Here is a 24,624-nt window from a genome sequence, read left to right as displayed (position 1 = left end):
TGCCACGCAATCGCTGATGACCACGCGCCGCGGCGAGTTCCGTGCGTTGTACCGCGCCCTGCAGCGCGATCGCCGCGCGTTCGAAGCCACCCCGGTGATCTTCTGCGAAGGCGACTCGTGGTTCTCGACGCCGCTGGCGATGAACCTGCTGGACTGGCTGGTGTGGCCCGCGCCAGCCGATGAAGCCCGCGGCGTGCCGCTGTTCGGCGCGGGCGGCCTGTTCTTCCGCACCGAGGACAGCGGCGACCTTGCGCTGGACATGTTCGCCCCGCGACGGATCCGCGACCTTGCCGAGTGGTACGAGGGTTTCGCCTTCGACCTGGTGCTGGTGAGCGCGGGCGGCAACGACTTCGTGGACGGTTTCCTGCAGCGGCTGTTCCGCAGCCTGCGCCCGATGAGCGCCACGGCGGCTTTCCAGCGCGTGCTAGACAGCGGACGCTACGGGCAGGTGCGCGCGGCCTATCGCGGCTTCGTCGAACGCTTCCGCGTGATCCGGCCGCGCACGCCGATCCTTGCGCACAGCTACGACTACCCGCTGCGCATGGGTCAGCCCGCCAAGCTGACACTGGGCAATCTGGGCGCCGCCGCATTGCTGAAACAAGGCGCCGGTCCGTGGATCGGAAACCGCGTGGCGCACGTACTGCCGGATATCGCGCAGCAACGGCGGTTCGCGCAGCTGATGACCGACGGCTTCGTCGAGCATGTGCTGATGCCGCTGCGCGACGATCCGGCCAGCGGCCGCGTGTTCGACTTCGTCGACCTTCGCGGAACGCTGCGCCGCGAATCGCACTGGTTCGACGAAATGCACCCGAGCGGCGCCGGCTTCGCCCTGCTGGCCGACCGGTTCCGCCGGCAGATGCAACAGAAGCTCGAGGTGAAGCTCGGTGGTTGAGCGCGCGCGCCGACTGTCGCCGGTCAACGCTTTGCCGGATCGATCCTGAAGGCGAAGCAGTGTCGGCCTGCGGGGTGTCGCCATGCCAGCTCCAGCTCGGGTTCGAACCGGGCGCGTCGCTGGTCCGCCGCGCTGTCGCGGGAGAAGACGGCGCACAGCTGGAAGGCGTTCTCTCCTTTCGTCCGGTAGCCGTACGGCGCTGCGGTCTGCGGATCGGACAGGGCCAGCCCCAGGCCAGGTTCGCGCGCCAGTTCAGACAGATCGGTGGGCAGGCGGCCCTCGCGCTCATGGACCATGCGCACGGCGCGCTCGATCTGCATCAGCTGCTGCACCCGGGTTTCGTCCATGCGTCGTTCGCGCTGCACGGCCGGCGACCCCATCACCACGATCGCCGCGATCACGGTGGCGGCAATCGCGACCGCTGCCGCGACCAGCAGCCAGAATCCCGCGCCGCGGGCGTTCATGGGGCCTGCTCCTCGCGACGCAGGTCGTGCAGGTAGTAACCGAATACGCTGCCGGCGATCACGGCCACCACCAGCACCTTGAGCGCGAAGCGGATGCTGATCTCGCCGCCCAGCAGGTTGTAGACCAGGGTGGTGAAGTCGCAGATCAGCGCGATCGCCGCCAGGTACAGGGTCAGGTAGGTCAGCCAGCGCCGCACCGGCGAGAGCCGCTTGACCGGATTGCGTTCCACATCGCGCGCGACCTGCCGCGCCACGAACGCGAAGATCGGGAACGCGATCAGCAGCGACGCCACCGACCAGCGCATCGATGCGCCGAACACCTCATAGCCGCGACCGCTGGCCGCGTCCGGGAAGGCCACGTTGATCAGGTCGAACAGCAGGCTGCCCAGGTGGAACGCGGTGTAATACAGGGTGGCGAACAGCACCAGGTACACGAACGCGTCGCGCGCCGACAACGAGGCCCGCGGACGCGGCACCGGGACCGGGAAATCGACCTCCGCATAGTCCTCCAGCGCACCGCGGACCTGCTGCTCGGTCCAGCCGGCTTCGATCAGCGCAGCGAGGATGGACGGACGCGACTGCCCGCGCGCGAGCGCTTCGCGCACGAACACATCGAGTTGCGAGGTTCCCGCCGCCATCGTTGCCTCCCTCAGGCCCGTGTACGGCAATGTAGCAAGTCCGGGCGCCTGCGCACGCGGCAGGTATTCATCCCCGCCACGGCGACACGAGGACGCGTGCTGTAACCTGCGGCGACATTCCCCACCGGGACCGCCATGGGCCGCACGGCCACCGGCATGCTCCGCGCAGACGACCTGCGCGGCCTCAACCGCCTCACGATCGACGCCGTCGCCGGCACCGTCGGCCTGGTCGAATCGATGCACGCGGCGATCACCCATCTGCCCGCCGCGCTCGGCGCTCCGGCACCCAGGCGCACGCGCGGGCTTACGGGATGGATCTACCGCCGCATCCACGACACGACCCGGATGGTTGGCGTCGGGGTCGACACTTCGCTGTCGCTGATGGCGCCGCTGCTGCGCGCACGCGAAGACGATGCCAGGCGCGATGCGGTGCTCGCGGCCATGAATGGCGTGCTCGGCGATCACCTCGAGGCCAGCGGCAATCCGCTCGCGATCCCCATGCGCCTGCGTCGCGGCGGGCGCGCGCTGCGCCTCACGCCCAAGGCACTGGCCGCGTCCGTGCCCGATGCCACCGGCGACCTGCTGATCCTGGTCCACGGCCTGTGCATGAACGATCGCCAGTGGTGCTTCCAGGGCCACGATCACGGCGCCGCACTGGCGCGCGAACAGGGCATGACGCCGCTCTACCTGCACTACAACAGCGGCCGCCAGGTCTCGCGCAACGGCGCCGACTTCGCCGAACTGCTGGAACGCGCGGTCGCCGCGTGGCCGGTACCGGTCGAGCGCGTGGTACTGCTCGGCCACAGCATGGGTGGGCTGGTCGCGCGCAGCGCCTGCCATCACGCGGAAACGCGCGGTCACGCATGGCGCCGCGCGCTGAGCGACGTGGTCTTCGTGGGCACGCCGCACCACGGCGCCCCGCTCGAGCGCGCCGGCGACCGGTTCGAACGCCTGCTCGCGATCAGCCCCTACAGCGCTCCATTCGCGCTGATCGGCCGAATTCGCAGTGCCGGTATCCAGGACCTGCGCTACGGCCGCGTGCACGACAGCCGATCGCCCCGGGCGGGATCCGACGCATCGACCCCGCTCGCGTTGCCGGCAGGCGTGCGCTGCCATGCGATCGCCGCCAGCACCCAGCGGGCCGGCGATGCGGATCGTGCGGCGGCGCGGCCGCGCGGCGATGGCCTGGTGCCGGTCGCCAGCGCGCTTGGCGAGCACCCGGACCGCCGCCTGGACCTGCGCATCCCCGCATCGCGCAAGTGGATCGAGCATGGCAGCGGCCACCTGCAATTGCTGGGCAGCGCTGCCGTCTACCGGCGGATCAGGGCATCGCTGGCAAGACACGACCGCGCACGGCGCGATCGCCGCGGCACGTAGCCAGCTGCGAATGGCTTCGAGGGCGACGGCATCGATCCGCGCACGCAGTCTGCGCATCGGAAAATCCACCATACGCGCAAAGAAAAAGCGGGCCGAAGCCGGCCCGCTTTTTCATGTCACATGATGCGCTGAAGCGAACGGCTTACTCGGCCGGAACGCCCTCGCCTTCCTCGACAGCCTTCATCGACAGGCGGATGCGGCCCTGCTTGTCGACTTCCAGCACCTTGACCTTGACCATGTCGCCTTCCTTGAGCTTGTCGGAGACCTTCTCGACGCGCTCGTTGGAGATCTGCGACACGTGCACCAGGCCGTCCTTGCCGGGGGAGATGGTCACGAACGCACCGAAGTCCATCAGCTTGACGACCTTGCCCTCGTAGATCCGGCCGGGCTCGACGTCGGACGTGATCTGCTCGATGCGCGCCTTCGCGGCCTGGCCGGCGGCGGCGTTGACCGAGGCGATGACGATGGTGCCGTCGTCCTGGATGTCAATCTGGGTGCCGGTTTCCTTGGTGATCGCCTGGATGACCGAGCCGCCCTTGCCGATGACTTCGCGGATCTTGTCGGGGTGGATCTTGATCGTGATCAGGCGCGGTGCGAACTCGCTCAGGTCGGCGCGCGGCGCGGTCAGCGCGTTGGCCATTTCGCCGAGGATGTGCAGGCGGCCCTGCTTGGCCTGGGCCAACGCGACCTTCATGATCTCCTCGGTGATGCCCTGGATCTTGATGTCCATCTGCAGGGCGGAAATGCCCTCGGCGGTACCGGCCACCTTGAAGTCCATGTCGCCAAGATGGTCCTCGTCACCGAGGATGTCGGACAGGACCACGAAGTCGTCGCCTTCCTTGACCAGGCCCATCGCGATGCCCGCGACCGGCGCCTTGATCGGTACGCCCGCGTCCATCAGCGCCAGCGACGAACCGCAGACCGACGCCATCGACGAGGAGCCGTTGGACTCGGTGATCTCGGACACTACGCGGATGGTGTAGGGGAACGACTCCATCGTCGGCATCACCGCGAGCACGCCGCGCTTGGCCAGGCGGCCGTGGCCGATTTCGCGGCGCTTCGGACCCATCATGCGCCCGGCCTCGCCGACCGAATACGGCGGGAAGTTGTAGTGGAACAGGAAGTGTTCCTTGTACTCGCCGCCCACGGCATCGATGATCTGTCCATCGCGAGCGGTGCCAAGGGTGACCGCGACGATCGCCTGGGTCTCGCCGCGGGTGAACAGCGCCGAGCCATGCACGCGCGGCAGGATGCTGACCTTCGACGCGATCGGACGCACGGTGTCGAGCGCGCGGCCGTCGATGCGGACCTTGGTGCCCAGCACCGAGCCGCGCATGGTCTGGTACTCGAGTTCGCCGAATTCCTTGCCCAGGTCGCCCGGGTTCCAGCCTTCGCCTTCCGCGCGCGGCGCCAACGCGCCCAGCACGTCCTTCTTGATCGCGCCGATGGCTTCGCGGCGCTGCAGCTTGTCGCGCACCTGGAATGCTTCGACGAGCTGGTTGCCGACGGCTTCCTTGATCGCGCTGACGAGCGATTCGTTCTTCGCCGGAGCCTTCCAGTCCCAGGTCTTGGCACCGGCTTCGGTGACCAGGTCGTTGATCGCGTTGATCGCCACCTGCATGTGCTTGTGGCCGAACATCACCGCGCCGAGCATCACGTCCTCGGACAGCTCATCGGCTTCGGATTCGACCATCAGCACCGCGTCGCTGGTGCCGGCGACGACCAGCTCGAGCTTGGAGTCGGCCAGTTCGGAAACGCTGGGGTTGAGCAGGTACTGGCCATCCTTGTAGCCCACCTTGGCCGCGCCGATCGGGCCATCGAACGGAGCGCCGGTCAGGGCGACGGCGGCCGAGCAGCCGAGCAGCGCCAGGATGTCGCCGTCCACTTCCGGGTTCAGCGACATGACCGTCGCGATGACCTGGACTTCGTTCTTGAATTCCTCGGGGAACAGCGGCCGCAGCGGCCGGTCGATCAGGCGCGAGGTCAGCGTTTCCTTCTCGGTCGCCCGGCCTTCGCGCTTGAAGAAGCCGCCCGGGATGCGGCCGCCGGCGTAGAACTTCTCCTGGTAATCGACGGTGAGCGGGAAGAAATCCTGCCCCTCGCGCTGGGTCTTGGCCGCAACGGCCGTGCACAGCACCACGGTGCCGTCGACCGACACCAGCACCGCGCCGCCGGCCTGGCGGGCGATCTCGCCGGTTTCGAGGGTGACGGTGCGATTGCCGTACTGGAAGCTCTTGGTCACTTTTGCCACGAGGGAATGTCCTTGGATGTCACTTGCGGATGAACCGGTCGGGGCCCTTGCCCGTCCCGGGTGGCCGGTGGATTCAGCGGCCGAAAAAACGACTGCGGCGCATTGCGCCGCAGTCGGAAAACGTGGATCAGCGGCGCAGACCGAGCTTTTCGATCAGACTCTTGTAGCGCTCGTAATCCTTCTTGTGCAGGTAGTCGAGCAGGCTGCGGCGGCGGTTGACCATCTTCAGCAGGCCGCGCCGGCTGTGGTGATCCTGCTTGTGCTGTTTGAAATGCTCGGTGAGCTGGGTGATGCGGGCGGTGAGCAGGGCGACCTGCACTTCGGGCGAACCGGTGTCGCCGGTACCGCGCTTGTGTTCTTCAATGACCTTGCTGGTGTCGATGGACATGCCTAATGACCTCTAGGTGGATGCGAAAACCGGCAGGAACACGGTGGGATCCGCGCACCGCCTGGTTCGCCGCGTGCTGAAGGGACAAAAAATAAAATGCCGGCTGGAAAAAACCGGCGCCGCATTGTAGCCGCGAACCCCTTTGCGGACAAGGCGTTAGCGCGCACCCGACTCGCGTGACCGGCGCTCGGGCGCCGCCTGCGGGGGCTGGGCCACCGCCCAGGCGAACATGCGACGCGGATGCAGCTCGCCTGCAGCGTCCACCTGGCCCAGCCCGAGCACCCGCCCCTCGGGGCCGAAGATCGCCACTTCCCCCTGCGGCGCAAAGCCGCCTGCGACGGGCTGCCCATGCGCGAGCCGTTGGGCCTGGGCCTGGCCGACCGCGACCTCCGGCCAGGCCGTCATGCCGCTCTCGAGCGGAAGCAGGCAGGAGTCGAGCGCATGCTCACCGCGCCGGGCAAGCTGCTCGAGCGCCTCGATCGTCCACATCCGCGGGTCGCGGAACGGGTCGACCCAGAGCCGGCGCAGCTCGGCCACATGCGCGCCGCAGCTGAACACCTCGCCCAGGTCGCGCACCAGGCTGCGGATATAGGTACCCGAGCCGCATTCCACGTGCAGGCGCAGCAGCGGCTCGCCGCCATCGAGCAGATCGGCCGCGGACAGCAGTTCGAACGCGTGCACGTCGACCTCGCGCTCCTCCACCTCGATCGTCTCGCCGCGACGCGCCTTGGCGTAGAGCGGTTCGCCACCTCGCTTGAGCGCGGAGTACACGGGCGGGCGCTGGCGGATGCGCCCGACGAACCGCTGCAGCGCAGCGTCGATGGCGTCGATGGTCAGCACTGGCACGTCGCGCTCGCGCAACACGGCGCCTTCGGCATCGTCGGTGTCGGTGACTATGCCCAGGCGGGCCACCGCGTCGTAGGCCTTGCGCGCACCCAGCAGGCCGCCCGCGATCTTGGTCGCCTCGCCGAAGCACACCGGCAGCAGTCCGGTCGCCAGCGGATCGAGGCTGCCGGTATGCCCGGCCTTGTCCGCGCTGAACAGATGCCGCACGCGCTGCAGCGCCTGGTTGGAACTCAGGCCACGCGGCTTGTCGAGCAGCAGGATGCCGTCGAGTTTGCGGAACTTGCGGCGCGGCTTGCTCATCGAGGGCGATTGTAGGGCGGGCCCAGGCCCGCCATCACCAGAGGCGATGTCGGGCCATGGCGGGCCATGGCCCGCCCTACGCAGTCTCGTCGCTCGGGCTTTCGTCGCCCGTTCCGAGATCGCGCAGCAGGTTGTCGATGCGCTCGCCGCGATCGACCGAATCGTCGTAGTGGAAATGCAGTTCCGGCACGTGCCGCATCTTCACCGCGCGCGCCAGGCGGAAACGAATCTCCGGAGCGACCGCCTTCAAGCCTTTCACCGCCTCGATCGAACGCTCTTCCTGCAGCGCGGTCACGAACACCTTGGCGTGCGCCATGTCGCGCGTGACCTCGACATCCGACACGCTGACCGACGGCAGGCCGTGCTCGGCCACCGCCTCGCGCACCAGCGTGCCCAGCTCGCGACGGAGCTGGGCTGACACGCGGTCGGTGCGGTGGAAGGACTTCTGCGGCATCAGAGGGTGCGCTGCACTTCGATGCGCTCGAAGCACTCGATCTGGTCGCCGGGCTTGACGTCGTCGTAGGCTTTCACGCCGATGCCGCATTCGGTGCCGTTGCGCACCTCGTCGACGTTCTCCTTGAACCGGCGCAGCGATTCCAGCTCGCCCTCGAAGATGACGGTGTTGTCGCGCAGCACGCGGATCGGCTTGTGGCGCTTGACCACGCCCTCGACCACCATGCAGCCGGCGACCGCGCCAAACTTGGAGCTGCGGAACACGTCGCGCACCTCGGCGGTGCCGATGATCTCCTCGCGGATTTCCACGCCCAGCAGGCCGGATGCCACCTGCTTCACCTGGTCGATCACGTCGTAGATGATCGAGAAATAACGCAGGTCCAGGCCGTTGCCTTCGATCACCCGGCGCGCGGATGCATCCGCACGCACGTTGAAACCGATGATCGTGGCTCTGGCGGCGGCCGCGGAGTTGGCGTCGGATTCGGTGATGCCGCCCACGCCCGAGACGATCACGTTGATCCGGATCTGCTCGTTCGACAGCGCGGTCAGCGCCTGGCGCAGCGCCTCGACGGAACCCTGCACATCGGCCTTGATCACCAGGTTGAGCTGCTGCTGCGCTTCGCCCTGGCCCATCTGGGCCATGATGTCTTCCATGCGGTTGCCCGCTGCGGCCACCAGGCGGGTCTCGCGGCGCTTGGTCTCGCGCTGCTGGGCCACGTCCTTGGCCAGGCGCTCGTCGGCCACGACGACGAAATCGTCGCCCGCGTCCGGCACGCCCGACAGGCCGAGCACCTGGACCGGGATCGAGGGCCCTGCGGTTTCGACCTGCTTGCCGTTTTCGTCGAACAGGGCGCGCACGCGTCCGTACTGGACGCCGCAGACCAGGTAGTCACCGCGGGCCAGCAGGCCCTGCTGCACCAGCACGGTCGCAACCGGGCCGCGACCCTTGTCAAGCGAGGATTCGATGACCACGCCGCTGGCGCGCCCCTCCGGCGCGGCCTGCAGCTCCAGCACCTCAGCCTGCAGGGTGATGGCATCGAGCAGCGCGTCCACGCCCTGTCCGGTTTTCGCCGAGAGCTCCACCATCTGGGTATCGCCGCCGAAGTCCTCGGCGACCACGTCCTGGCCGAGCAGCTCGTTCTTGACCCGCATCGGATCGGCGTCGGACTTGTCGATCTTGTTGATCGCCACGATCAGCGGCACCTTGGCCGCCTTGGCGTGCTGCACCGCTTCGATCGTCTGCGGCATCACGCCGTCGTCGGCCGCCACCACCAGGATCACGATGTCGGTGAGCTTGGCGCCGCGCGCACGCATCGAGGTGAACGCGGCGTGGCCGGGGGTGTCGAGGAAGCTGATGACGCCCTTGTCGGTTTCGACGTGATACGCGCCGATGTGCTGGGTGATGCCGCCGGCCTCGCCGGAGGCGACCTTGGTGCGGCGGATGTAGTCGAGCAGCGAGGTCTTGCCGTGGTCGACGTGGCCCATGATGGTGACCACCGGCGGACGCGGGGCCTTGTCGCCCTGCACCTGCTCGGCCTGGGCCAACAGCTCGGACTCGGCGTCATTGCTTTCGGCCACGACCGCCTTGTGGCCCAGTTCCTCGGTGACCAGCACGGCGGTGTCGTGGTCGATGGTCTGGGTGATGGTGGCCATCACGCCCATCTTGAACAGCGCCTTGACCACGTCGCCCCCCTTGAGGGCGAGCTTCTGCGCCAGGTCGGCCACGGTGATCGCGTCGCCGATCGAGACCTCGCGCACCACCGGTGCGGTCGGACGGGTGAAGCCGGTGCCGCTGCGCGACTGCTCCGGCGCCCGGCGCGACTTGGGCTTGCCGCGGGCGGCGCCGCGGCGCGCGCGCTCGCTGGCACTCAGGTGCAGCTGGCCGGCGAAACGCGCGGCGTTCTCGTCGTCCTCCACGCCCGCGACCATCGCGTGCGAGCCACGATTGCCCTTGTGCTTGGGGCCGAGCGCACGATCGTCGCGCGGCGGCACCGCCGGCTTGTGGTGGCCGTGGCCATGTGCCGGCGCCTTCTTCGGCGCCTCGTCCTCGCCCACCACCGCTACGGCCGCGGCGGCAAGCTCGGCTTCGGCGCGCAGGCGCGCAGCTTCTTCCTCGGCCTTGCGCCGCTGCTCGGCCACTTCCTCGGCGCGGCGCCGGTCGGCTTCGGCCAGGCGCTGCTGTTCGCTGAGGTTGCGCTGGCGCGATTCCTCCAGCTTGCGCAGGATCTCGGCGTGCTCGTCGTTCTGCGCAGCGGGCGCGCCGCTCGCTTCGGACGGCTTGACCAGCGTCACCTTCTTGCGCACGACCACGTCGACGGTGCTGCGGTTCTTGCCGCCACCGACGGTGATCTCCTGCTTGCGACTGCGGCTGAGCGTGATCTTCTTCGGCGCGGCGGCTTCTTCGGCGGAGACCTCGGCCTTGCCGTGCGAACGCTTGAGGAAGCCGAGCAGTTTCAGCTTCTCCGCGCTGGTCACGACCTGGTCGGGGCCGTCGAAGCGCATGCCGGCGGTGGCCAGCTGCTCCAACAGCTTCTCGACCGGCGTATTGACCAGTTCGGCAAGCTTGCGGATGGTGGTTTGCTGCGACATTCGGTTTCCGTTTCTATGCCCGCCGTGGTGCCGCGGGCCGAAGCTGTGGATTGTATAGGGTGCGCCTCGGCGCACCGTGGTTTGCGGCCGGTGCGCCAGGGCGCACCCTATGGGCTCACCCCTCCTGCTCCAGGCGGGCGATCTCTTCGGCGCGCGCGGCCAGGATCAGGGTCGCGGCACGCTCTTCGTCCAGGCCTTCGATGCCGAATTCAGCTACCTCATCGGCGCCGAGGTCGGACAGATCCTCGGAGGTGCGCACGCCGTGGGATGCCAGGGCGTAGGCAGTTTCGTCGTCCATTCCTTCCAGCGACAGCAGGCTCTCGGTAGGCGCGTTCTCGTCGAGTTCTTCCTCGACCGCCAGGGCGTCGTTGAGCAGCGCCTCGCGGGCACGCGAACGCAGCTCTTCGACGATGTCCTCGTCGAAACCCTCGACCGCCAGCAGTTCGCCCACCGGCACGTAGGCGATTTCCTCGACCGTACTGAAGCCCTCGGCGACCAGGATCCCGGCAATTTCCTCGTCGACCTCGAGCTTCTCGATGAACAGCTCCCGCGAGCGGGTCTGCTCGGCCTCGGACTTGGCCTGGACCTGGTCGGCGGTCATCACGTTGAGCTGCCAACCGGTCAGGCGGCTGGCCAGGCGCACGTTCTGCCCGCCCTTGCCGATCGCCTGCGCCAGCCGCTCCTCGGCCACCGCAAGATCCATCGAATGCTTTTCCTCGTCGACGATGATCGACTGCACTTCGGCCGGCGCCATCGCATTGATGACGAACTGCGCCGGGTTGTCGCTCCACAGGATGATGTCGACGCGCTCGCCGTTGAGCTCGTTGCTCACCGCCTGCACGCGCGAGCCGCGCATGCCGATGCAGGCGCCGATCGGATCGGTGCGGTTGTCGTGCGCCAGCACCGCGATCTTGGCGCGGTCGCCCGGATCGCGGGCGCAGCCCATGATCGACACCAGGCCCTGGCCGACTTCCGGCACTTCGAGCTTGAACAGTTCCATCATGAACTCGGGCGCGGCGCGACTGACGAACAGCTGCGGGCCGCGCGGTTCGCTGCGCACGTCGAACAGATAACCACGCACGCGGTCGCCGGTGCGCAGCACGTCGCGCGGGATGCCCTTGTCCTTGGGAATGAAGCCCTCGGCGTTGCCGCCCAGGTCGATGTAGACGTTGCCGCGTTCGACCCGCTTGACGATGCCGTTGACCAGCTCGCCGATCCGGTCCTTCCATGCATCGACCACCTGCGCGCGCTCGGCCTCGCGCACGCGCTGCACGATCACCTGCTTGGCGGCCTGCGCCGCGATGCGGCCGAAGTCCGGGTTATCGATCTGCTCCTCGATGTAGTCGCCGACCTCAACGTCGTCGCTCTCGTCGAGCGCGTCCATGAGCCGGATCTGGCGGTCGGGCGATTCCATCACCACGTCGTCGGCCACCACTTCCCAGCGGCGGAACGTCTCGTAGCTGCCGTCCTTGGGATCGATGGTCACGCGCGTGAGCACGTCCTGGTCGGCGTAGCGCTTCTTGGCCGCGGTGGCCAGCGCCGCTTCGATGGCTTCGAGGATCACCGATTCCGGCACGCCCTTTTCGTTGGCGACCGCATCGACGACGAGGAGTAGTTCTTTGCTCATGGTTGGATCACTTTGCTTCTTGCGGCCGGGCCGCAGGTTCGTAGGAATTCGGTTCTCTGGAAATCAATGCGCCGGCTTCGCGGCCTTCCTGCCCTTGCCGGGTTTTTCCTTGACCAGCCCGAGCGCAGCCCAGTCGGGCACCAGCCGGGCCTTTTCGATGTTGTCGATGGCGACCGTAAACGCCGCGCCGTCGACGTCGAAGGTGACGCTGTCGCCCTCGACCGAAACGATGCGGCCGGTCAGACGGCGACGCCCGTCCTGCGGCAGCTTCAGGCCGACCTTGGCCTGTTCGCCGGCGAAGCGCGCGAACTGCGCAGCTTCGAACAGCGGACGGTCGATCCCCGGAGAGGACACCTCGAGGGTGTAATGGCCGCTGATCGGGTCTTCCACGTCCAGTTGCGCGGACACCTCGCGGCTGACCGCCTCGCAATCCTCGATGCCGACCGCGCGCGTGGAGGCTTCCGCGACCGGCACGTCGATGTACAGGCGCAACGTCGCCCCGCCCGGCGCGGGCAGGTATTCCACGCCCAACAGCTCCACGCCGAGCGTTTGCACGGTCGGGGCTAGCAGGGCGGCGATGTCGCGTGCCTTGTCCATCGAAAGGATGCGTACTCCTGAAAACAACAAGGGGCCCACAGGGCCCCTTGTCCTAAATTACCAGCATGGTCTGCTGGATTTCGGCGCCGACGCGAGCTGCGCTCGTTTCGACGGGCCCGACCCTTCGCCATCAAAAAAAGCCTCCGTAGAGGCTTTCCGTCGATCGCGAAAAGCTGGTAGCGGGGGCAGGATTTGAACCTGCGACCTTCGGGTTATGAGCCCGACGAGCTGCCAGACTGCTCCACCCCGCAACAGGAGCGGAATTATGGCGACCGGGGCTGGGCTTTGCAAGCCCGTTCATTAACAGAAGGGGGTGCGGGAGCGGTCTTGATCACTCGCAGGGGCAATCAGACACCAGGTCCAGTACTTCGCAGGCGGCCAGGCGCCTGTGCCGTTCTCAGACGAACGCGGCCTGGCACCAGGCCATGATCGGATTCCAGAAGATGCCCAGCGCCAGCAGCGCCAGTGCGTTCACGCCGAAGGCTATGCGCAGCGGGCGGTCGTCCTGCAGCACCAGCGGTCCGCCGACCGGCTCGTCGAAATACATCACCTTGATCACCCGCAGGTAATAGAACGCGCCGATCACCGCAAACACGATGCCGACGATCGCCAGCCACATCAGATCGCCCTGCAGCGCAGCGCGCAGCACCACCAGCTTGGCCCAGAAGCCCAGGAACGGAGGCACGCCCGCCAGCGAGGCCATCACGCACAGCACCAGTCCCGCCATCCAGGGGCTGCGGGCGTTGAGGCCCTTGAAGTCGTCGATGTTGTCGGCTTCGAACCCGCGATTGGACAGCGCCACGATCGCACCGAACGACGCAGCGGCCATGATCGCGTAGCTGATGGCGTAGAACATCGCCGCGGCGTAGCCCTGCGCGCCGCCGCCCGCCAGGCCCAGGAACAGAAAGCCGACGTGCGAGATCGTGGAATAGGCCAGCATCCGCTTGAGGTTGGACTGCGCCAGCGCGATCAGGTTGCCGATCGCCAGCGAGATCGCGGCGAGCCCCGCAATCATCAGCCGCCAGGTGTCGTCGAGTGGGCCGACGCCGGCTTCGAGCAGCCGGTAGGCCATCGCGAACGCAGCCAGCTTGGGCGCCGCGCCGATGAACAGGGTGATCGCGGTCGGCGCACCGTGATAGGTGTCGGGCAGCCACATGTGGAACGGCGCAGCGCCGAACTTGAACGCGATGCCCGCGACCAGGAACACCACCCCGGTCAGCAGCATGGCGTTGCGTTGGGTGGCTTCGGCCGCGCCGTGGATCTGGGCCAGATCGAGGGTGCCGGTGGCGCCGTACAGCAGCGACATGCCGTACAGCAGCAGGCCCGAGGCCAGCGAACCCAGCACGAAATACTTCATCGCCGCTTCGGAGGCGCGCGGATTGTCGCGGTCGATCGCGACCAGCGCGTAGGAGCACAGCGCCAGCATCTCCAGGCCCAGGTAGACCATCACCAGGCTGCCGGCGGAGATCAGCAGCAGCATGCCGATCACCGCGAACAGGATCAGCACCGGCACCTCGCCCTTGTACAGGCTGCGCGCGCGCAGGTAGGGCCAGGCATAGACCAGCGACAGCGCGCTGACCAGGCAGACCACGATCTTGAGCACGTCGGCCATGGTGTCGCGCACGAACATGCCGCCGAGCACGGTGCCCTGCCCGCCCACGCCGAAACCGATCATCGCCATGACCCCGAGCAGCGCAGCGATCGACAGCCCATGGGTGACGAAGCGGCGATCGTCGTCCAGGAACAGGTCGAGCAGCAGCAGCGCGAACGCGGCGCCGGTCAGCACCAGTTCGGGCAGGATCGGCTGCAGGTCGGCGAGGGTCGCGGTGGCGGCAAGCATGGGGGTTGCGGCGGTCATGTCACGGGCCCATCAGTTTGCTGGCGGCGAGCTGCTGGGCCAGCTGCGCGATGGACGGCTCCATCAGGTCGGTCAGCGGTTTGGGCCACACGCCGATCAGCAGGGTGCCGGCGGCGAACGTGCCGAGCACGATCCATTCGCGCATGTCCAGGTCCTTCAGTTCGGCGACGTGGGCATTGCCGACTTCGCCGTAGATCACCCGCTTGATCATCCACAGGGTGTAGGCCGCACCCAGGATCAGGGTGAAGGCCGCGGCGAACGCGATCAGCGGATGTTTCTGGAAGCTGGCCAGGATCACCATGAACTCACCGACGAAGCCCGACGTGCCCGGCAGGCCGGAGTTGGCCATGCCGAAGAACACCGCGAACATCGCGAACCACGGCATCACGTTGGCCACGCCGCCGTAGTCGCGGATCATGCGGCTGTGCATGCGGTCGTAGAGCACGCCCACGCAGCTGAACATCGCGCCGGAGATGAAGCCGTGGCTGATCATCTGCACCATGGCGCCCTGCAGGCCCAGGCGCGCGGCATCGATATTTCCCGCATCGCGCACAAGGGCGAAGGCGATGAAGGTGCCCAGGGTGACGAAGCCCATGTGCGAGATCGACGAATAGGCGATCAGCTTCTTCATGTCGTCCTGGACCATCGCCACAAGGCCGATGTAGATGACCGCGATCAGGCTGAGCGCGATCACCAGCCAGGCCCATTCGTGGCCGGCATCCGGGACGATGGGCAGGGTGAAGCGCAGGAAGCCGTACCCGCCGATCTTCAGCATGATCGCCGCCAGCACCACCGAGCCCCCGGTGGGCGCCTCGACGTGCGCGTCGGGGAGCCAGGTATGCACCGGGAACATCGGCACCTTCACCGCGAACGCAACCAGGAAGGCGAAGAACAGCCACATCTGCTCGCGCATGGTCAGCGGCAGCGCGGCCATGTCGGCCAGCTGCCAGCTGCCGCCCTTCAGGTACAGGTAGATCAGCCCGACCAGCATGAACACCGAGCCGAGGAAGGTGTACAGGAAGAACTTGACCGATGCGTACACCCGGCGCGGGCCGCCCCAGACGCCGATGATGATGAACATCGGGATCAGCATGCCCTCGAAGAACACGTAGAACAGCATCGCGTCGAGCGCTGTGAACACGCCGATCATCAGTCCTTCCAGGACCAGGAACGCAGCCACGTACTGGCTCACGCGCTTGTCGACCGAGGCCCACGCACCGATCAGCACCAGCACGGTCACCAGCGTGGTCAAGCCGATCAGCGCGACCGAGATGCCGTCCGCGCCGAGCCGGTAGCGGATGTCGTACGCGGGAATCCAGGCGTGCTGTTCAAGGAACTGCATGCCGGGGTTGGCATAGTCGAAGCCGGTGAACAGCGGCACGCTCAACACCAGGCACAACAGCGCCACGCCGAGCGCAAGCCAGCGCGCCGCCTGCGGCCGGCTGTTGCCGAGCATCAGGCACAGCGCGCCGCCGAGGACCGGCAGCCAGACGAGCAGACTGAGAAGGGGAAGTTGGCTCACGCGTCAGGATTCCTTGGTCTCAGCTCCACCACCACACCAGCGCGCCGAGCAGGCCGATCAGGCCCAGGATCATGGCGAAGGCATAGTGGTACAGGTAACCCGACTGGGTCTTGCGCAGCACGCCGGAGAACAGATCGACCAGACGGGCGCTGCCGTTGACGAACAGGCCATCAATGACCTTTTCGTCGTTGCCGCGCGACAGCTTGCCCAAGGCGACGCCGCCACCGGCGAAGCCGCCGATCCACAGGTCATCGAAGCCGTACTTGTTCTCGAGGATCCGCTTGGGCAGGGCGAAGATGCGCGCCGCCTTCGCCGGCAGCTCGGGCTTCCACCAGTACATGACGGTGGCCAGGGCGAAGCCGGCAAGCACCAGCCAGAACGCCGGGGCGACGAAGCCATGCAGCGCGAACGCCACCGGCCCGTGCCAGGCTTCCTCGGCCACCTTGGCGATGGTGTCGCGCGCCGCCGCCAGGTCAATCGATCCCAAGAAGTACGGCAGCTGCTTGTGATGGCCCATCACATCGGTGCCGAACAGCATCGGGCCGACGCTGAAGAAGCCGATCAGCACCGACGGGATCGCCAGCAAGATCAACGGCAGCGTCACCACCCACGGCGACTCGTGCGGCTCGTGCGCATGATCGTCATGGCCGTGACCATGCGCATCCTCGTGCGCGTGTGCCAGCTGTTCCTCGTGCGCGCTCGAGTCGGCTTCCGGCGCGACGTAGCCAGCCGGCGCCTTGTCGTGCCAGCGCGGTGCGCCGAAGAAAGTCAGGTAGAGCAGGCGGAAGCTGTAGAACGAGGTCACGAACGCGCCCAGCAGCACCGCCCAGTAGCCATAGCTGGCGACCCAGTTGTGGGACTCGTGCGCGTTGAGCTTGGCCGCCTCGATGATGGTGTCCTTCGAGTAGAAGCCGCTGAAGAACGGTGTGCCGACCAGGGCCAGGGTGCCGATGACGCTGGTCCAGAAGGTGATCGGCATGACCTTGCGCAGGCCGCCCATCCGGCGCATGTCCTGCTCGTGGTGCATGCCGATGATCACGCTGCCCGCCGCCAGGAACAGCAGCGCCTTGAAGAAGGCGTGGGTCATCAGGTGATACACGGCGGCCGAGTACGCCGACACGCCCAGGGCCACGGTCATGTAGCCCAGCTGCGACAGGGTGGAATACGCCACCACCCGCTTGATGTCGTTCTGGACGATGCCGATCAGGCCGGTGAAGAACGCCGTGGTGGCGCCGATGAACAGCACGAAGTTGAGCGCGGTCTGGCTCAGCTCGAACAGCGGCGACATCCGCGCCACCATGAAGATGCCTGCGGTGACCATGGTCGCGGCGTGGATCAGGGCCGAAATCGGCGTGGGGCCTTCCATCGAGTCGGGCAGCCACACGTGCAGCGGCACCTGCGCCGACTTGCCCATGGCCCCGATGAACAGGCAGATGCAGATCAGCGTGGCCACCGACCAGGCGTGGCCGGCGAACACCTGCACTTCCTGGCCGTTGAGCAGCGGCGCGTTGGCGAACACGGTGGCGTAGTCGAGCGTGCCGAACCAGTACAGCACCCCCGCGATGCCGAGCAGGAAGCCGAAGTCGCCCACCCGGTTGACCAGGAAGGCCTTGAGGTTGGCGAAGATCGCGCTCGGGCGTTTGAACCAGAAGCCGATCAGCAGATAGGACACCAGGCCCACCGCTTCCCAGCCGAAGAACAGCTGCAGGAAGTTGTTGCTCATCACCAGCATCAGCATGCTGAAGGTGAACAGCGAGATGTAGCCGAAGAAGCGCTGGTAGCCGTCGTCGTCGGCCATGTAACCGATCGTGTAGACGTGCACCAGCAGCGAGACGAAGGTCACGACCACCATCATCATCGCGGTGAGGCGGTCGATCATGAAGCCGACATGGGCCTCGTAGCCGCCTACCTGGAAGAAGGTGTACACGTTCTGGTTGAACGGCGCAGCACCCTGCCCCACCAGCTGCCACAGCACGTATGTCGACAGCGCGCAGCTCACCGCCACGCCGAGGATGGTAATGCTGTGCGCGCCCACGCGGCCGACCTGGCGGCCGAACAGGCCGGCAATAACGGCGCCGAGCAGCGGTGCCAGCACCACCGCCAGGAGCATCGCCTTGGAGATCATCAGTTCGTTGCCCGGCATCGGCTCAGCCTTTGAGAGTGTCGATGTCGGCCACGTCGATCGTGTGCCGGTTGCGGAACAGGGTGACCAGGATCGCCAGGCCGATGGCGGCCTCGGCAGCGGCCACGGTCAGGATGAAGAACACGAACACCTGGCCGGCGGGATCCCCAAGCTCGCGCGAGAACGCGACAAAGTTGATGTTCACCGCCAGCAGCAGCAGTTCGATGCACATCAACAGCACGATCACGTTCTTGCGGTTGAGGAAGATGCCGGCCACGCTGATGCAGAACAGCGCCGCGCCGAGCGCGAGGTAGTGGCCCAGGGACAGGCCATTGCCCAGGAGTTCCATCATTTCGCCTCCTCGCTTTCGCCCGGCGCCGCCGGTGCGACCGGTCGTTCGGCCTGCATCCGCACCAGGCGCATGCGGTCGGCTGCCTTGACCCGGCCCTGTTCCAGCGGATTCTGGTGCTTGGCGCCCGGCCGGCGACGCAGGGTCAGCATCACCGCGGCGATCACCGCCACGGTCAGGATCACCGCGGCCACCTCGAAGGGCAGCAGGAAATCGGTGAACAGCGAGCGCGCCAGCCAGTGGGTATTGGGCAGGCCGGCCGTCACCGCTCCGTCGGTGCCGAACGGCGTGCCCATCTTCGCGCGCACGCCGATCAGCAGCAGGATCTCCACCAGCATCGCCACCGCCACCAGCAGGCCCACCGGCAGGTAGCGCACGAAGCCTTCGCGCATCGGCGTGGTGTCGATATCGAGCATCATCACCACGAACAGGAACAGCACCATCACCGCGCCCACGTACACCAGCACCAGCGCGATGCCCAGGAACTCGGCACCGGCCAGGATCCAGCCGCAGGCGACCGAAAAGAAGGTCAGTACCAGGAACAGCGCGGCATGCACCGGATTCTTGACGCTGATCACCGCGCCCGCGGACAGGACCGCGGCCAGGGCGAAGGCGAAGAAGGTGAGCAAGGCGAAATCCACGTCTGCGGGTCCTTTAGCGGAAGGCCGAGTCGGCCGCGCGGCGCTCCGCGATCTCGGCTTCGAGCCGGTCGCCGATCGCCAGCAGCTGCGGCTTGGTGACGATGTTCTCGCCGCGGTTCTCGAAGTGGTACTCGAGGATGTGGGTCTCGACGATCGAATCCACCGGACACGACTCCTCGCAGAAGCCGCAATAGATGCACTTGAACAGGTCGATGTCGTAGCGCGTGGTGCGGCGGGTGCCGTCTGCGCGCTGTTCGGAATCGATCGTGATCGCCAGCGCCGGACACACCGCCTCGCACAGCTTGCAGGCGATGCAGCGCTCCTCGCCGTTGGGATAGCGGCGCAGCGCGTGCAGGCCGCGGAAACGCGGCGACTGCGGGGTCTTCTCCATCGGGTACATCAGCGTGTACTTCGGACGGAACAGGTATTTCAGGGTCAGCCCCAGCCCCTGGAGCAGCTCCATGAGCAGCAGACCCTTGAACCAGGACGATAGCTTGCCCATCACGCCCCCGCCTCGAACACGCCGTAGTACGCCATCAGCGCCGTGACGCAGATCCACCCCAAGGTGATCGGAATGAACACCTTCCAGCCCAGCCGCATGATCTGGTCGTAGCGGTAGCGCGGGAACGAAGCGCGGAACCAGATGAAGCAGCTGGCGAAGAAGAACACCTTGGCGAACAGCCACCACCAGCCGTCGATCGACAGCACCGGGATGTCCCAGCCGTGGAACGGGCTCAGCCAGCCGCCGAGGAAGAACAGCGAGGTGAGGAAGCTGATCAGGATCATGTTCGCGTATTCGGCCAGGAAGAACAGCGCGAACTGCGAACCCGAATATTCGACCATGTGCCCGGCGACGATCTCGGACTCGCCTTCCACCACGTCGAACGGCGCGCGGTTGGTCTCGGCCACGCCGGAGATGAAATACACCACGAACAGCGGCAGCAGCGGCAGCCAGAACCATTCGAGGAACCCGCCGTTGCCGGCCTGCGCCATCACGATCTCGGTGAGGTTGAGGCTGCCGGCAGCGATCAGCACGCCGACCATGGCGAAGCCCATCGCGATCTCGTAGCTGACCACCTGGGCCGCGGCGCGCATCGCGCCGAGGAAGGCGTACTTCGAGTTCGACGCCCAGCCGGCGAGGATGATCCCGTATACGCCCAGAGAGGTCATCGCCAGCAGATACAGCAGACCCGCATTGGCGTTGGACAGCACCAGCTGCGCATCGAACGGCACCACCGCCCAGGCCGCGAACGCCGGTGCCAGCGTGATCAGCGGCGCCAGCACGTACAGCACCTTCTGCGCGCTGCTGGGCTGGATGACTTCCTTGAACAGGAGCTTGAACACGTCGGCGAAGGCCTGAAGGATGCCCATGCCCACGTACATCGGCCCGTGGCGCACGTGCATCCAGCCGATCAGCTTGCGCTCCCAGACCACGTAGAAGGCCACGGCCAGGATCACCGGCACAGCGATCACCAGGATCTTGAGCACGATCCAGACCACCAGGCCGAATGCGCCAAGCGATAGCAGCCAGTCGCGCAGCGGATCGGTCAGGGTCCCGAGCAGGGTCGCGGTGTTCATGCCGGGCGCACCTCGACGCGGGCGCTGGCCAGCGGCGCGGTCGCGCCATAGCCGGATTCGATCCAGACGCAACCCGGCGCGACCCGATCGTCGACAGCCACCTGCAGGGTCGCGGTGCCGGCATCGTTGCTGAACTTCGCCATGGCGCCGTCGGCAAGGCCAAGCCGCTTGGCTTCGTCCGGATGCACGACTGCGCGCGGTCCGACGGTGAGCGGGTGCGCCTGCAGCGCGGACGCGCGACGGGTGACGCCGTCGCTGCGGTAGATCGCCTGCGAGACGGCCACTTCCAGCCCATGCTCCGCGCCGTTGCCGCGGTTCGCGCTGGCGGACGCGACCGACGCGGGCACGCGCGGCTTCGCGGAGGCAACCGCCGCACGCAGCCCTTCGATGTCGGTGAATTCGAAACCGGGCACCTCAAGCTCTGCGCCCAGTGCGCGCAGCACGCGCCAACCGGCACGCGCCTCGCCCGGCAGCTTGCCGGCGGCAACGGTACGCTGCTCGCGACCGTCCAGATTGGTCAGGCTCGCCTCGATCTCCGGCAGCGCGCCGATCGGCAGGATCACGTCGGCCACGCTGCGCGTGGACTTGCAGGCGAAGTGGCTGAAGGCCACGACCTGCGCGGACTTGAGCGATTTCAGCGCCGTGGCCTGGTCGGCGAAATCCAGCCCTGGCTCGATGCCGTAGATGACATAGGCCGCACGCGGCTCGCGCAGCATGGCCTGCGCATCGCGCGACGCGGGCAGCACGCCGGCGCGCGCGAGTCCGAGCGCGTTCGCGCCCTGTGGAATGCGGCACAGCGTGGCGTTGGCGGCCTTCGCGAAGGCCGTGGCTGCGGCGCGGATCGCGGACGCATGCGGACCGCTCTCGGCCACCGCGCCTACGATCACCACCGGCGCGTTCGCGCCGCCCAGGTCGACCTGGTCCAGCGCATCGGCCAGCTGCGAAGGCGGCACGATCCGCTTGCTGGCGAGGTCGAAGGCGAAATCGAAGTCAACCGGGTTGACGACATGCACCTTCGCGCCGCGGCGGAAGGCCTTGCGCACGCGCTGGTGCAGCAACGGCAGTTCATGGCGCAGCTGCGAACCGACGATCACGATCGCATCGGCCTGCTCGATCTCGGCCGAAGGCGTTGCAAAAGCTTCCGCGATCGCGCCGTCGGACAGGTCCTGCTGGGCGATGCGATGGTCGAGATTGCCGGTACCCAGGACCTCTGCCAGGCGCGCCAGCAGCGCCCCTTCCTCGTTCGAGGTAGCCGGGTGCGCCAGGATGCCGAGATCGTCCGCGGCGTTGTCGCGCAGGATCTGCGCGGCCTTCGCCAGCGCTTCTTCCCACGAGGCCTCGCGGAAGTCCTCACCTGCGCGGATCAGCGGCTTCACTGCGCGATCCTCGGCATACAGGCCCTGGTGCGAGTAGCGGTCGCGGTCCGACAGCCAGCACTCGTTGACCGCCTCGTTGTCGCGCGGGACCGCGCGCAGCACTTCACCCCGACGGCTATGCAGGAACAGGTTGCTGCCGAGCGCGTCGTGGTAGCCGACCGATTCCTTCGCAATCAGTTCCCAGGGGCGGGCCCTGAAACGGAACACCTTGTTGGTCAGCGCGCCGACCGGACATACGTCGATCACGTTGCCCGACAGCTCGGTCGTGAGCGGCTTGCCGTCGTAGGTGCCGATCTGCAGGTTCTCGCCGCGCTGCATGCCGCCCAGCTCGTAAGTACCGGCGATTTCCGCGGTGAAGCGCACGCAGCGCGTGCACTGGATGCAGCGGGTCATGTCGGTGGCGACCAGCGGCCCCATGTCCTCGTCCGCCACGACGCGCTTGCGTTCCGAGAAGCGCGACACCGAACGCCCGTAGCCCAGCGACAGGTCCTGCAGCTCGCACTCGCCACCCTGGTCGCAGATCGGGCAGTCGAGCGGATGGTTGATGAGCAGGAACTCCATCACGTTGCGCTGCGACTTGAGCGCCTTGTCGCTGCGTGTGGCGACCTTCATCCCGTCCATCACCGGCGTGGCGCAGGCCGGTGCCGGCTTGGGCATCTTTTCCACTTCGACCAGGCACATGCGGCAGTTGGCGGCAATCGCCAGTTTGTCGTGGTAGCAGAAGCGCGGGATAGGGATGCCGGCCTTGTCGGCGGCATGGATGATCATCGAGCCCTTGGGCGCGGCCAGTTCGACGCCGTCGATGAAGACGGTCACCTGATCGGGCGGCAGGTTCGGATTGACCGGCGACGGAGGCGTGCTCATGCCGCGACCGCCTTGGGCACGACGCTACCGGCCTTCTGGTCATCAACCAGGAACCGGCCGTTGACGATCGCGTATTCGAACTCGTCCCAGTAGTGGCGCAGGAAACCCTGCACCGGCCAGGCGGCGGCTTCGCCAAAGGCGCAGATCGTGTGGCCCTCGATCTGGCCCGCGGCGGCGCGCAGCATCTGCAGGTCGTCGAGTGTTGCCTGCTTGTCGACGATCCGCGTGAGCATGCGGTACATCCAGCCGGTGCCTTCGCGACAGGGCGTGCATTGGCCGCAGGACTCTGCGTAGTAGAAGCGCGCGATGCGCTGGCAGGCGCGCACCATGCAGGTGGTCTCGTCCATCACGATGACCGCGCCCGAACCGAGTCCGGAACCGGCTTTTTGGATCGAGTCGTAATCCATCGTGCAGGCCATCATGACCTCGGCCGGAAGCACCGGCATCGACGAGCCGCCCGGGATCACGCCCTTGAGGCGATGGCCGCTGCGCACGCCGCCGGCCATCTCCAGCAGTTCGGCGAACGGCGTGCCGAGACGGACTTCATAGTTGCCCGGTTTGCTGACATGGCCGGATACCGAAAAGATCTTCGGCCCGCCGTTGTTGGGCTTGCCCAGGTTGAGGAACCATTCGGCGCCGTTGCGCACGATCGCCGGCACCGAGGCGTAGGTCTCGGTGTTGTTGATGGTGGTGGGCTTGCCGTACAGGCCGAAATTGGCCGGGAACGGCGGCTTGTAGCGCGGCTGGCCTTTCTTGCCCTCGAGCGACTCCATCAGCGCGGTTTCTTCGCCGCAGATGTAGGCGCCCGCGCCGAGCGCGTTGAAGATGTCGATGTCCACGCCGCTGCCGAGGATGTTCCTGCCCAGCCATCCGTTGGCGTAGGCCTCGGCGGTGGCTTCCTCGAGATGCTCGAACGGCTCGTGGTGGAACTCGCCGCGCAGGTAGTTGTAAGCCACGGTCGAGCCGGTGGCGTAGCACGCGATCGCCATGCCCTCGATCACCGCGTGCGGGTTGTAGCGCAGGATGTCGCGGTCCTTGGCGGTGCCGGGCTCGGACTCGTCCGAGTTGCACAGGATGTACTTCTGGCCCGCGCCCTTGGGCATGAAGCTCCATTTCAGGCCGGTGGGAAAGCCCGCGCCGCCGCGTCCGCGCAGGCCGGACTGCTTGACCATGTCGACCACCGCCGCGGGTTCGATCTTCTCTTCCAGGATCCTGCGCAGCGCGCTGTACCCGCCGGTCTTGAGGTAATTCTCGTACGACCACGGCTTGTCGAAATGCAGCGTGGTGTAGACGACCTGGTGCTCCTTCGGTGCCGGACCGACGGGACCATGGTCTTCGGAATAGTGCGAATGCCCGCCCATTACTTCAGCCCGTCCAGCAATTCGTCCACCTTCGCCGCATCCAGCTTCTCGTGGTAATGGCCATTGATCACCACCACCGGCGCGCCGCAGCACGCTGCGACGCACTCCTCCTCGCGTTTGAGGTAGACGCGCCCATCCGCGGTCGATTCGCCGAGCCTGCAGCCCAGCTTCTTCTCCGCGTGCGCGACCAGGTCCTCGGCGCCATTGAGCCAGCAGCTGATGTTGGTGCAGAAGGCCACGTTGTGGCGGCCGACCTTTTCGGTCTCGAACATCGAATAGAAGGTCGCCACTTCGTAGGCCCATACCGGCGGCAGGCCCAGGTACTTGGCCACGCCGGCGATGAGTTCATCGGTCAGCCAGCCGCCGTTCTGTTCCTGTGCCGCGTGCAACCCCTGCAGCACCGCCGAGCGCTTGCGGTCCGGCGGGAACTTGGCCAGCCAGTGGTCGATATGCGCGCGGGTCTGCTCCGACAGCACCACCATCGGATCGACGTTGCGCGCGTTCTCGAAATTGCCGGTCGCCCTCATCGGT

At 67.0% G+C, this 24,624-nt stretch carries 21 protein-coding genes and 1 tRNA gene; 2 read left to right on the top strand and 20 right to left on the bottom strand.

The window, feature by feature from the left end; translation table 11 throughout:
* Positions 1–16: 16 nt before the first annotated feature.
* On the top strand, positions 17–892 hold the full coding sequence (locus MC380_RS02795) for an SGNH/GDSL hydrolase family protein (RefSeq protein WP_242162924.1): 876 nt from the start codon (positions 17–19) through the stop codon (positions 890–892).
* A 23-nt stretch (positions 893–915) separates the two neighbouring features.
* Here the strand turns inward: MC380_RS02795 and MC380_RS02790 are convergent, their stop codons facing one another.
* Together MC380_RS02790 and MC380_RS02785 are read right to left on the bottom strand one after the other, a co-directional pair.
* A complete protein-coding gene (locus MC380_RS02790; RefSeq protein WP_242162922.1) occupies positions 916–1,356 on the bottom strand; it encodes a hypothetical protein in 441 nt (146 codons plus the stop codon).
* Complete coding sequence (locus MC380_RS02785) at positions 1,353–1,994, bottom strand: DUF5671 domain-containing protein (RefSeq protein ID WP_242162920.1); 642 nt, start codon at positions 1,992–1,994, stop codon at positions 1,353–1,355. The genes MC380_RS02790 and MC380_RS02785 overlap by 4 nt, the downstream gene beginning before the upstream one ends.
* A gap of 156 nt (positions 1,995–2,150) precedes the next feature.
* Between MC380_RS02785 and MC380_RS02780 the strand changes: the two genes are divergently transcribed.
* The gene (locus MC380_RS02780; RefSeq protein ID WP_242162918.1) at positions 2,151–3,371 is read left to right on the top strand and encodes an alpha/beta hydrolase; all 1,221 of its coding nucleotides are present in this window, start codon (positions 2,151–2,153) and stop codon (positions 3,369–3,371) included.
* 142 nt (positions 3,372–3,513) lie between these two features.
* Here MC380_RS02780 and pnp read toward each other — a convergent pair whose 3' ends face one another.
* The 18 genes from pnp to nuoE form a co-directional block, all read right to left on the bottom strand.
* Positions 3,514–5,622, bottom strand: coding sequence for a polyribonucleotide nucleotidyltransferase (gene pnp, locus MC380_RS02775; RefSeq protein ID WP_242104214.1), 2,109 nt, complete (start codon positions 5,620–5,622; stop codon positions 3,514–3,516).
* Positions 5,623–5,749: 127 nt separating this feature from the next.
* The gene (gene rpsO, locus MC380_RS02770) at positions 5,750–6,010 is read right to left on the bottom strand and encodes a 30S ribosomal protein S15 (protein ID WP_242104215.1); all 261 of its coding nucleotides are present in this window, start codon (positions 6,008–6,010) and stop codon (positions 5,750–5,752) included.
* A gap of 156 nt (positions 6,011–6,166) precedes the next feature.
* Positions 6,167–7,156: a tRNA pseudouridine(55) synthase TruB gene (truB, locus tag MC380_RS02765; RefSeq protein WP_242162916.1), complete on the bottom strand. Its 990-nt coding sequence runs from the start codon at positions 7,154–7,156 to the stop codon at positions 6,167–6,169.
* 76 nt (positions 7,157–7,232) lie between these two features.
* Positions 7,233–7,610, bottom strand: a complete 378-nt coding sequence (rbfA, locus tag MC380_RS02760) for a 30S ribosome-binding factor RbfA (protein ID WP_242162914.1) — start codon at positions 7,608–7,610, stop codon at positions 7,233–7,235.
* The gene (gene infB, locus MC380_RS02755) at positions 7,610–10,198 is read right to left on the bottom strand and encodes a translation initiation factor IF-2 (protein WP_242104218.1); all 2,589 of its coding nucleotides are present in this window, start codon (positions 10,196–10,198) and stop codon (positions 7,610–7,612) included. The genes rbfA and infB overlap by 1 nt, the downstream gene beginning before the upstream one ends.
* Positions 10,199–10,313: 115 nt before the next feature.
* Positions 10,314–11,825: a transcription termination factor NusA gene (gene nusA, locus MC380_RS02750; RefSeq protein WP_242162912.1), complete on the bottom strand. Its 1,512-nt coding sequence runs from the start codon at positions 11,823–11,825 to the stop codon at positions 10,314–10,316.
* Between the two features lie 63 nt (positions 11,826–11,888).
* Positions 11,889–12,422 carry a ribosome maturation factor RimP gene (gene rimP, locus MC380_RS02745; RefSeq protein ID WP_242162910.1) on the bottom strand — a complete coding sequence of 178 codons (534 nt, stop codon included), beginning with the start codon at positions 12,420–12,422 and terminating at the stop codon, positions 11,889–11,891.
* Between the two features lie 174 nt (positions 12,423–12,596).
* A tRNA-Met gene (locus MC380_RS02740) sits at positions 12,597–12,673 on the bottom strand.
* Positions 12,674–12,819: 146 nt separating this feature from the next.
* Complete coding sequence (gene nuoN / locus MC380_RS02735) at positions 12,820–14,280, bottom strand: NADH-quinone oxidoreductase subunit NuoN (protein ID WP_242162908.1); 1,461 nt, start codon at positions 14,278–14,280, stop codon at positions 12,820–12,822.
* Position 14,281: 1 nt separating this feature from the next.
* Positions 14,282–15,802: an NADH-quinone oxidoreductase subunit M gene (locus tag MC380_RS02730; RefSeq protein ID WP_242104222.1), complete on the bottom strand. Its 1,521-nt coding sequence runs from the start codon at positions 15,800–15,802 to the stop codon at positions 14,282–14,284.
* 19 nt (positions 15,803–15,821) lie between these two features.
* Entirely contained in the window at positions 15,822–17,945 is a 2,124-nt protein-coding gene (nuoL, locus tag MC380_RS02725; RefSeq protein WP_242162907.1) for an NADH-quinone oxidoreductase subunit L, read from the bottom strand.
* A gap of 4 nt (positions 17,946–17,949) precedes the next feature.
* On the bottom strand, positions 17,950–18,273 hold the full coding sequence (gene nuoK / locus MC380_RS02720) for an NADH-quinone oxidoreductase subunit NuoK (protein ID WP_242104284.1): 324 nt from the start codon (positions 18,271–18,273) through the stop codon (positions 17,950–17,952).
* A complete protein-coding gene (locus MC380_RS02715; RefSeq protein WP_242104224.1) occupies positions 18,273–18,914 on the bottom strand; it encodes an NADH-quinone oxidoreductase subunit J in 642 nt (213 codons plus the stop codon). The genes nuoK and MC380_RS02715 overlap by 1 nt, the downstream gene beginning before the upstream one ends.
* A gap of 13 nt (positions 18,915–18,927) precedes the next feature.
* Positions 18,928–19,416, bottom strand: coding sequence for an NADH-quinone oxidoreductase subunit NuoI (gene nuoI / locus MC380_RS02710; protein ID WP_242104225.1), 489 nt, complete (start codon positions 19,414–19,416; stop codon positions 18,928–18,930).
* Positions 19,416–20,492, bottom strand: a complete 1,077-nt coding sequence (gene nuoH, locus MC380_RS02705) for an NADH-quinone oxidoreductase subunit NuoH (protein ID WP_242104226.1) — start codon at positions 20,490–20,492, stop codon at positions 19,416–19,418. The genes nuoI and nuoH overlap by 1 nt, the downstream gene beginning before the upstream one ends.
* Positions 20,489–22,732, bottom strand: coding sequence for an NADH-quinone oxidoreductase subunit NuoG (gene nuoG / locus MC380_RS02700; protein ID WP_242162905.1), 2,244 nt, complete (start codon positions 22,730–22,732; stop codon positions 20,489–20,491). The genes nuoH and nuoG overlap by 4 nt, the downstream gene beginning before the upstream one ends.
* Complete coding sequence (nuoF, locus tag MC380_RS02695) at positions 22,729–24,093, bottom strand: NADH-quinone oxidoreductase subunit NuoF (RefSeq protein WP_242162903.1); 1,365 nt, start codon at positions 24,091–24,093, stop codon at positions 22,729–22,731. The genes nuoG and nuoF overlap by 4 nt, the downstream gene beginning before the upstream one ends.
* A complete protein-coding gene (gene nuoE, locus MC380_RS02690; protein ID WP_242162901.1) occupies positions 24,093–24,620 on the bottom strand; it encodes an NADH-quinone oxidoreductase subunit NuoE in 528 nt (175 codons plus the stop codon). Before nuoE ends, nuoF begins: the two co-directional genes overlap by 1 nt.
* Between the last annotated feature and the right edge of the window lie 4 nt (positions 24,621–24,624).

The sequence above is a fragment of the Lysobacter sp. M15 genome, from assembly GCF_022662515.1.
Taxonomy (GTDB): domain Bacteria; phylum Pseudomonadota; class Gammaproteobacteria; order Xanthomonadales; family Xanthomonadaceae; genus JAKPBU01.
The sequence above is the reverse complement of the archived record's forward strand: the minus strand, read 5'-3'. Positions and strand labels throughout refer to the sequence as shown.

Excerpts from the sequence above, each read along its gene's own strand:
- nuoG (WP_242162905.1), bottom strand. The coding sequence starts at position 22,732 with ATGAGCACGCCTCCGTCGCCGGTCAATCCGAACCTGCCGCCCGATCAG.
- nuoI (WP_242104225.1), bottom strand. The coding sequence starts at position 19,416 with ATGGGCAAGCTATCGTCCTGGTTCAAGGGTCTGCTGCTCATGGAGCTG.
- rimP (WP_242162910.1), bottom strand. The coding sequence starts at position 12,422 with ATGGACAAGGCACGCGACATCGCCGCCCTGCTAGCCCCGACCGTGCAA.
- nuoK (WP_242104284.1), bottom strand. The coding sequence starts at position 18,273 with ATGGAACTCCTGGGCAATGGCCTGTCCCTGGGCCACTACCTCGCGCTC.
- truB (WP_242162916.1), bottom strand. The coding sequence starts at position 7,156 with ATGAGCAAGCCGCGCCGCAAGTTCCGCAAACTCGACGGCATCCTGCTG.
- nuoH (WP_242104226.1), bottom strand. The coding sequence starts at position 20,492 with ATGAACACCGCGACCCTGCTCGGGACCCTGACCGATCCGCTGCGCGAC.
- nuoN (WP_242162908.1), bottom strand. The coding sequence starts at position 14,280 with ATGACCGCCGCAACCCCCATGCTTGCCGCCACCGCGACCCTCGCCGAC.
- nuoL (WP_242162907.1), bottom strand. The coding sequence starts at position 17,945 with ATGCCGGGCAACGAACTGATGATCTCCAAGGCGATGCTCCTGGCGGTG.
- MC380_RS02790 (WP_242162922.1), bottom strand. The coding sequence starts at position 1,356 with ATGAACGCCCGCGGCGCGGGATTCTGGCTGCTGGTCGCGGCAGCGGTC.
- infB (WP_242104218.1), bottom strand. The coding sequence starts at position 10,198 with ATGTCGCAGCAAACCACCATCCGCAAGCTTGCCGAACTGGTCAATACG.
- MC380_RS02785 (WP_242162920.1), bottom strand. The coding sequence starts at position 1,994 with ATGGCGGCGGGAACCTCGCAACTCGATGTGTTCGTGCGCGAAGCGCTC.
- nuoE (WP_242162901.1), bottom strand. The coding sequence starts at position 24,620 with ATGAGGGCGACCGGCAATTTCGAGAACGCGCGCAACGTCGATCCGATG.
- MC380_RS02780 (WP_242162918.1), top strand. The coding sequence starts at position 2,151 with ATGCTCCGCGCAGACGACCTGCGCGGCCTCAACCGCCTCACGATCGAC.
- rbfA (WP_242162914.1), bottom strand. The coding sequence starts at position 7,610 with ATGCCGCAGAAGTCCTTCCACCGCACCGACCGCGTGTCAGCCCAGCTC.
- MC380_RS02795 (WP_242162924.1), top strand. The coding sequence starts at position 17 with ATGACCACGCGCCGCGGCGAGTTCCGTGCGTTGTACCGCGCCCTGCAG.
- rpsO (WP_242104215.1), bottom strand. The coding sequence starts at position 6,010 with ATGTCCATCGACACCAGCAAGGTCATTGAAGAACACAAGCGCGGTACC.
- nuoF (WP_242162903.1), bottom strand. The coding sequence starts at position 24,093 with ATGGGCGGGCATTCGCACTATTCCGAAGACCATGGTCCCGTCGGTCCG.
- nusA (WP_242162912.1), bottom strand. The coding sequence starts at position 11,825 with ATGAGCAAAGAACTACTCCTCGTCGTCGATGCGGTCGCCAACGAAAAG.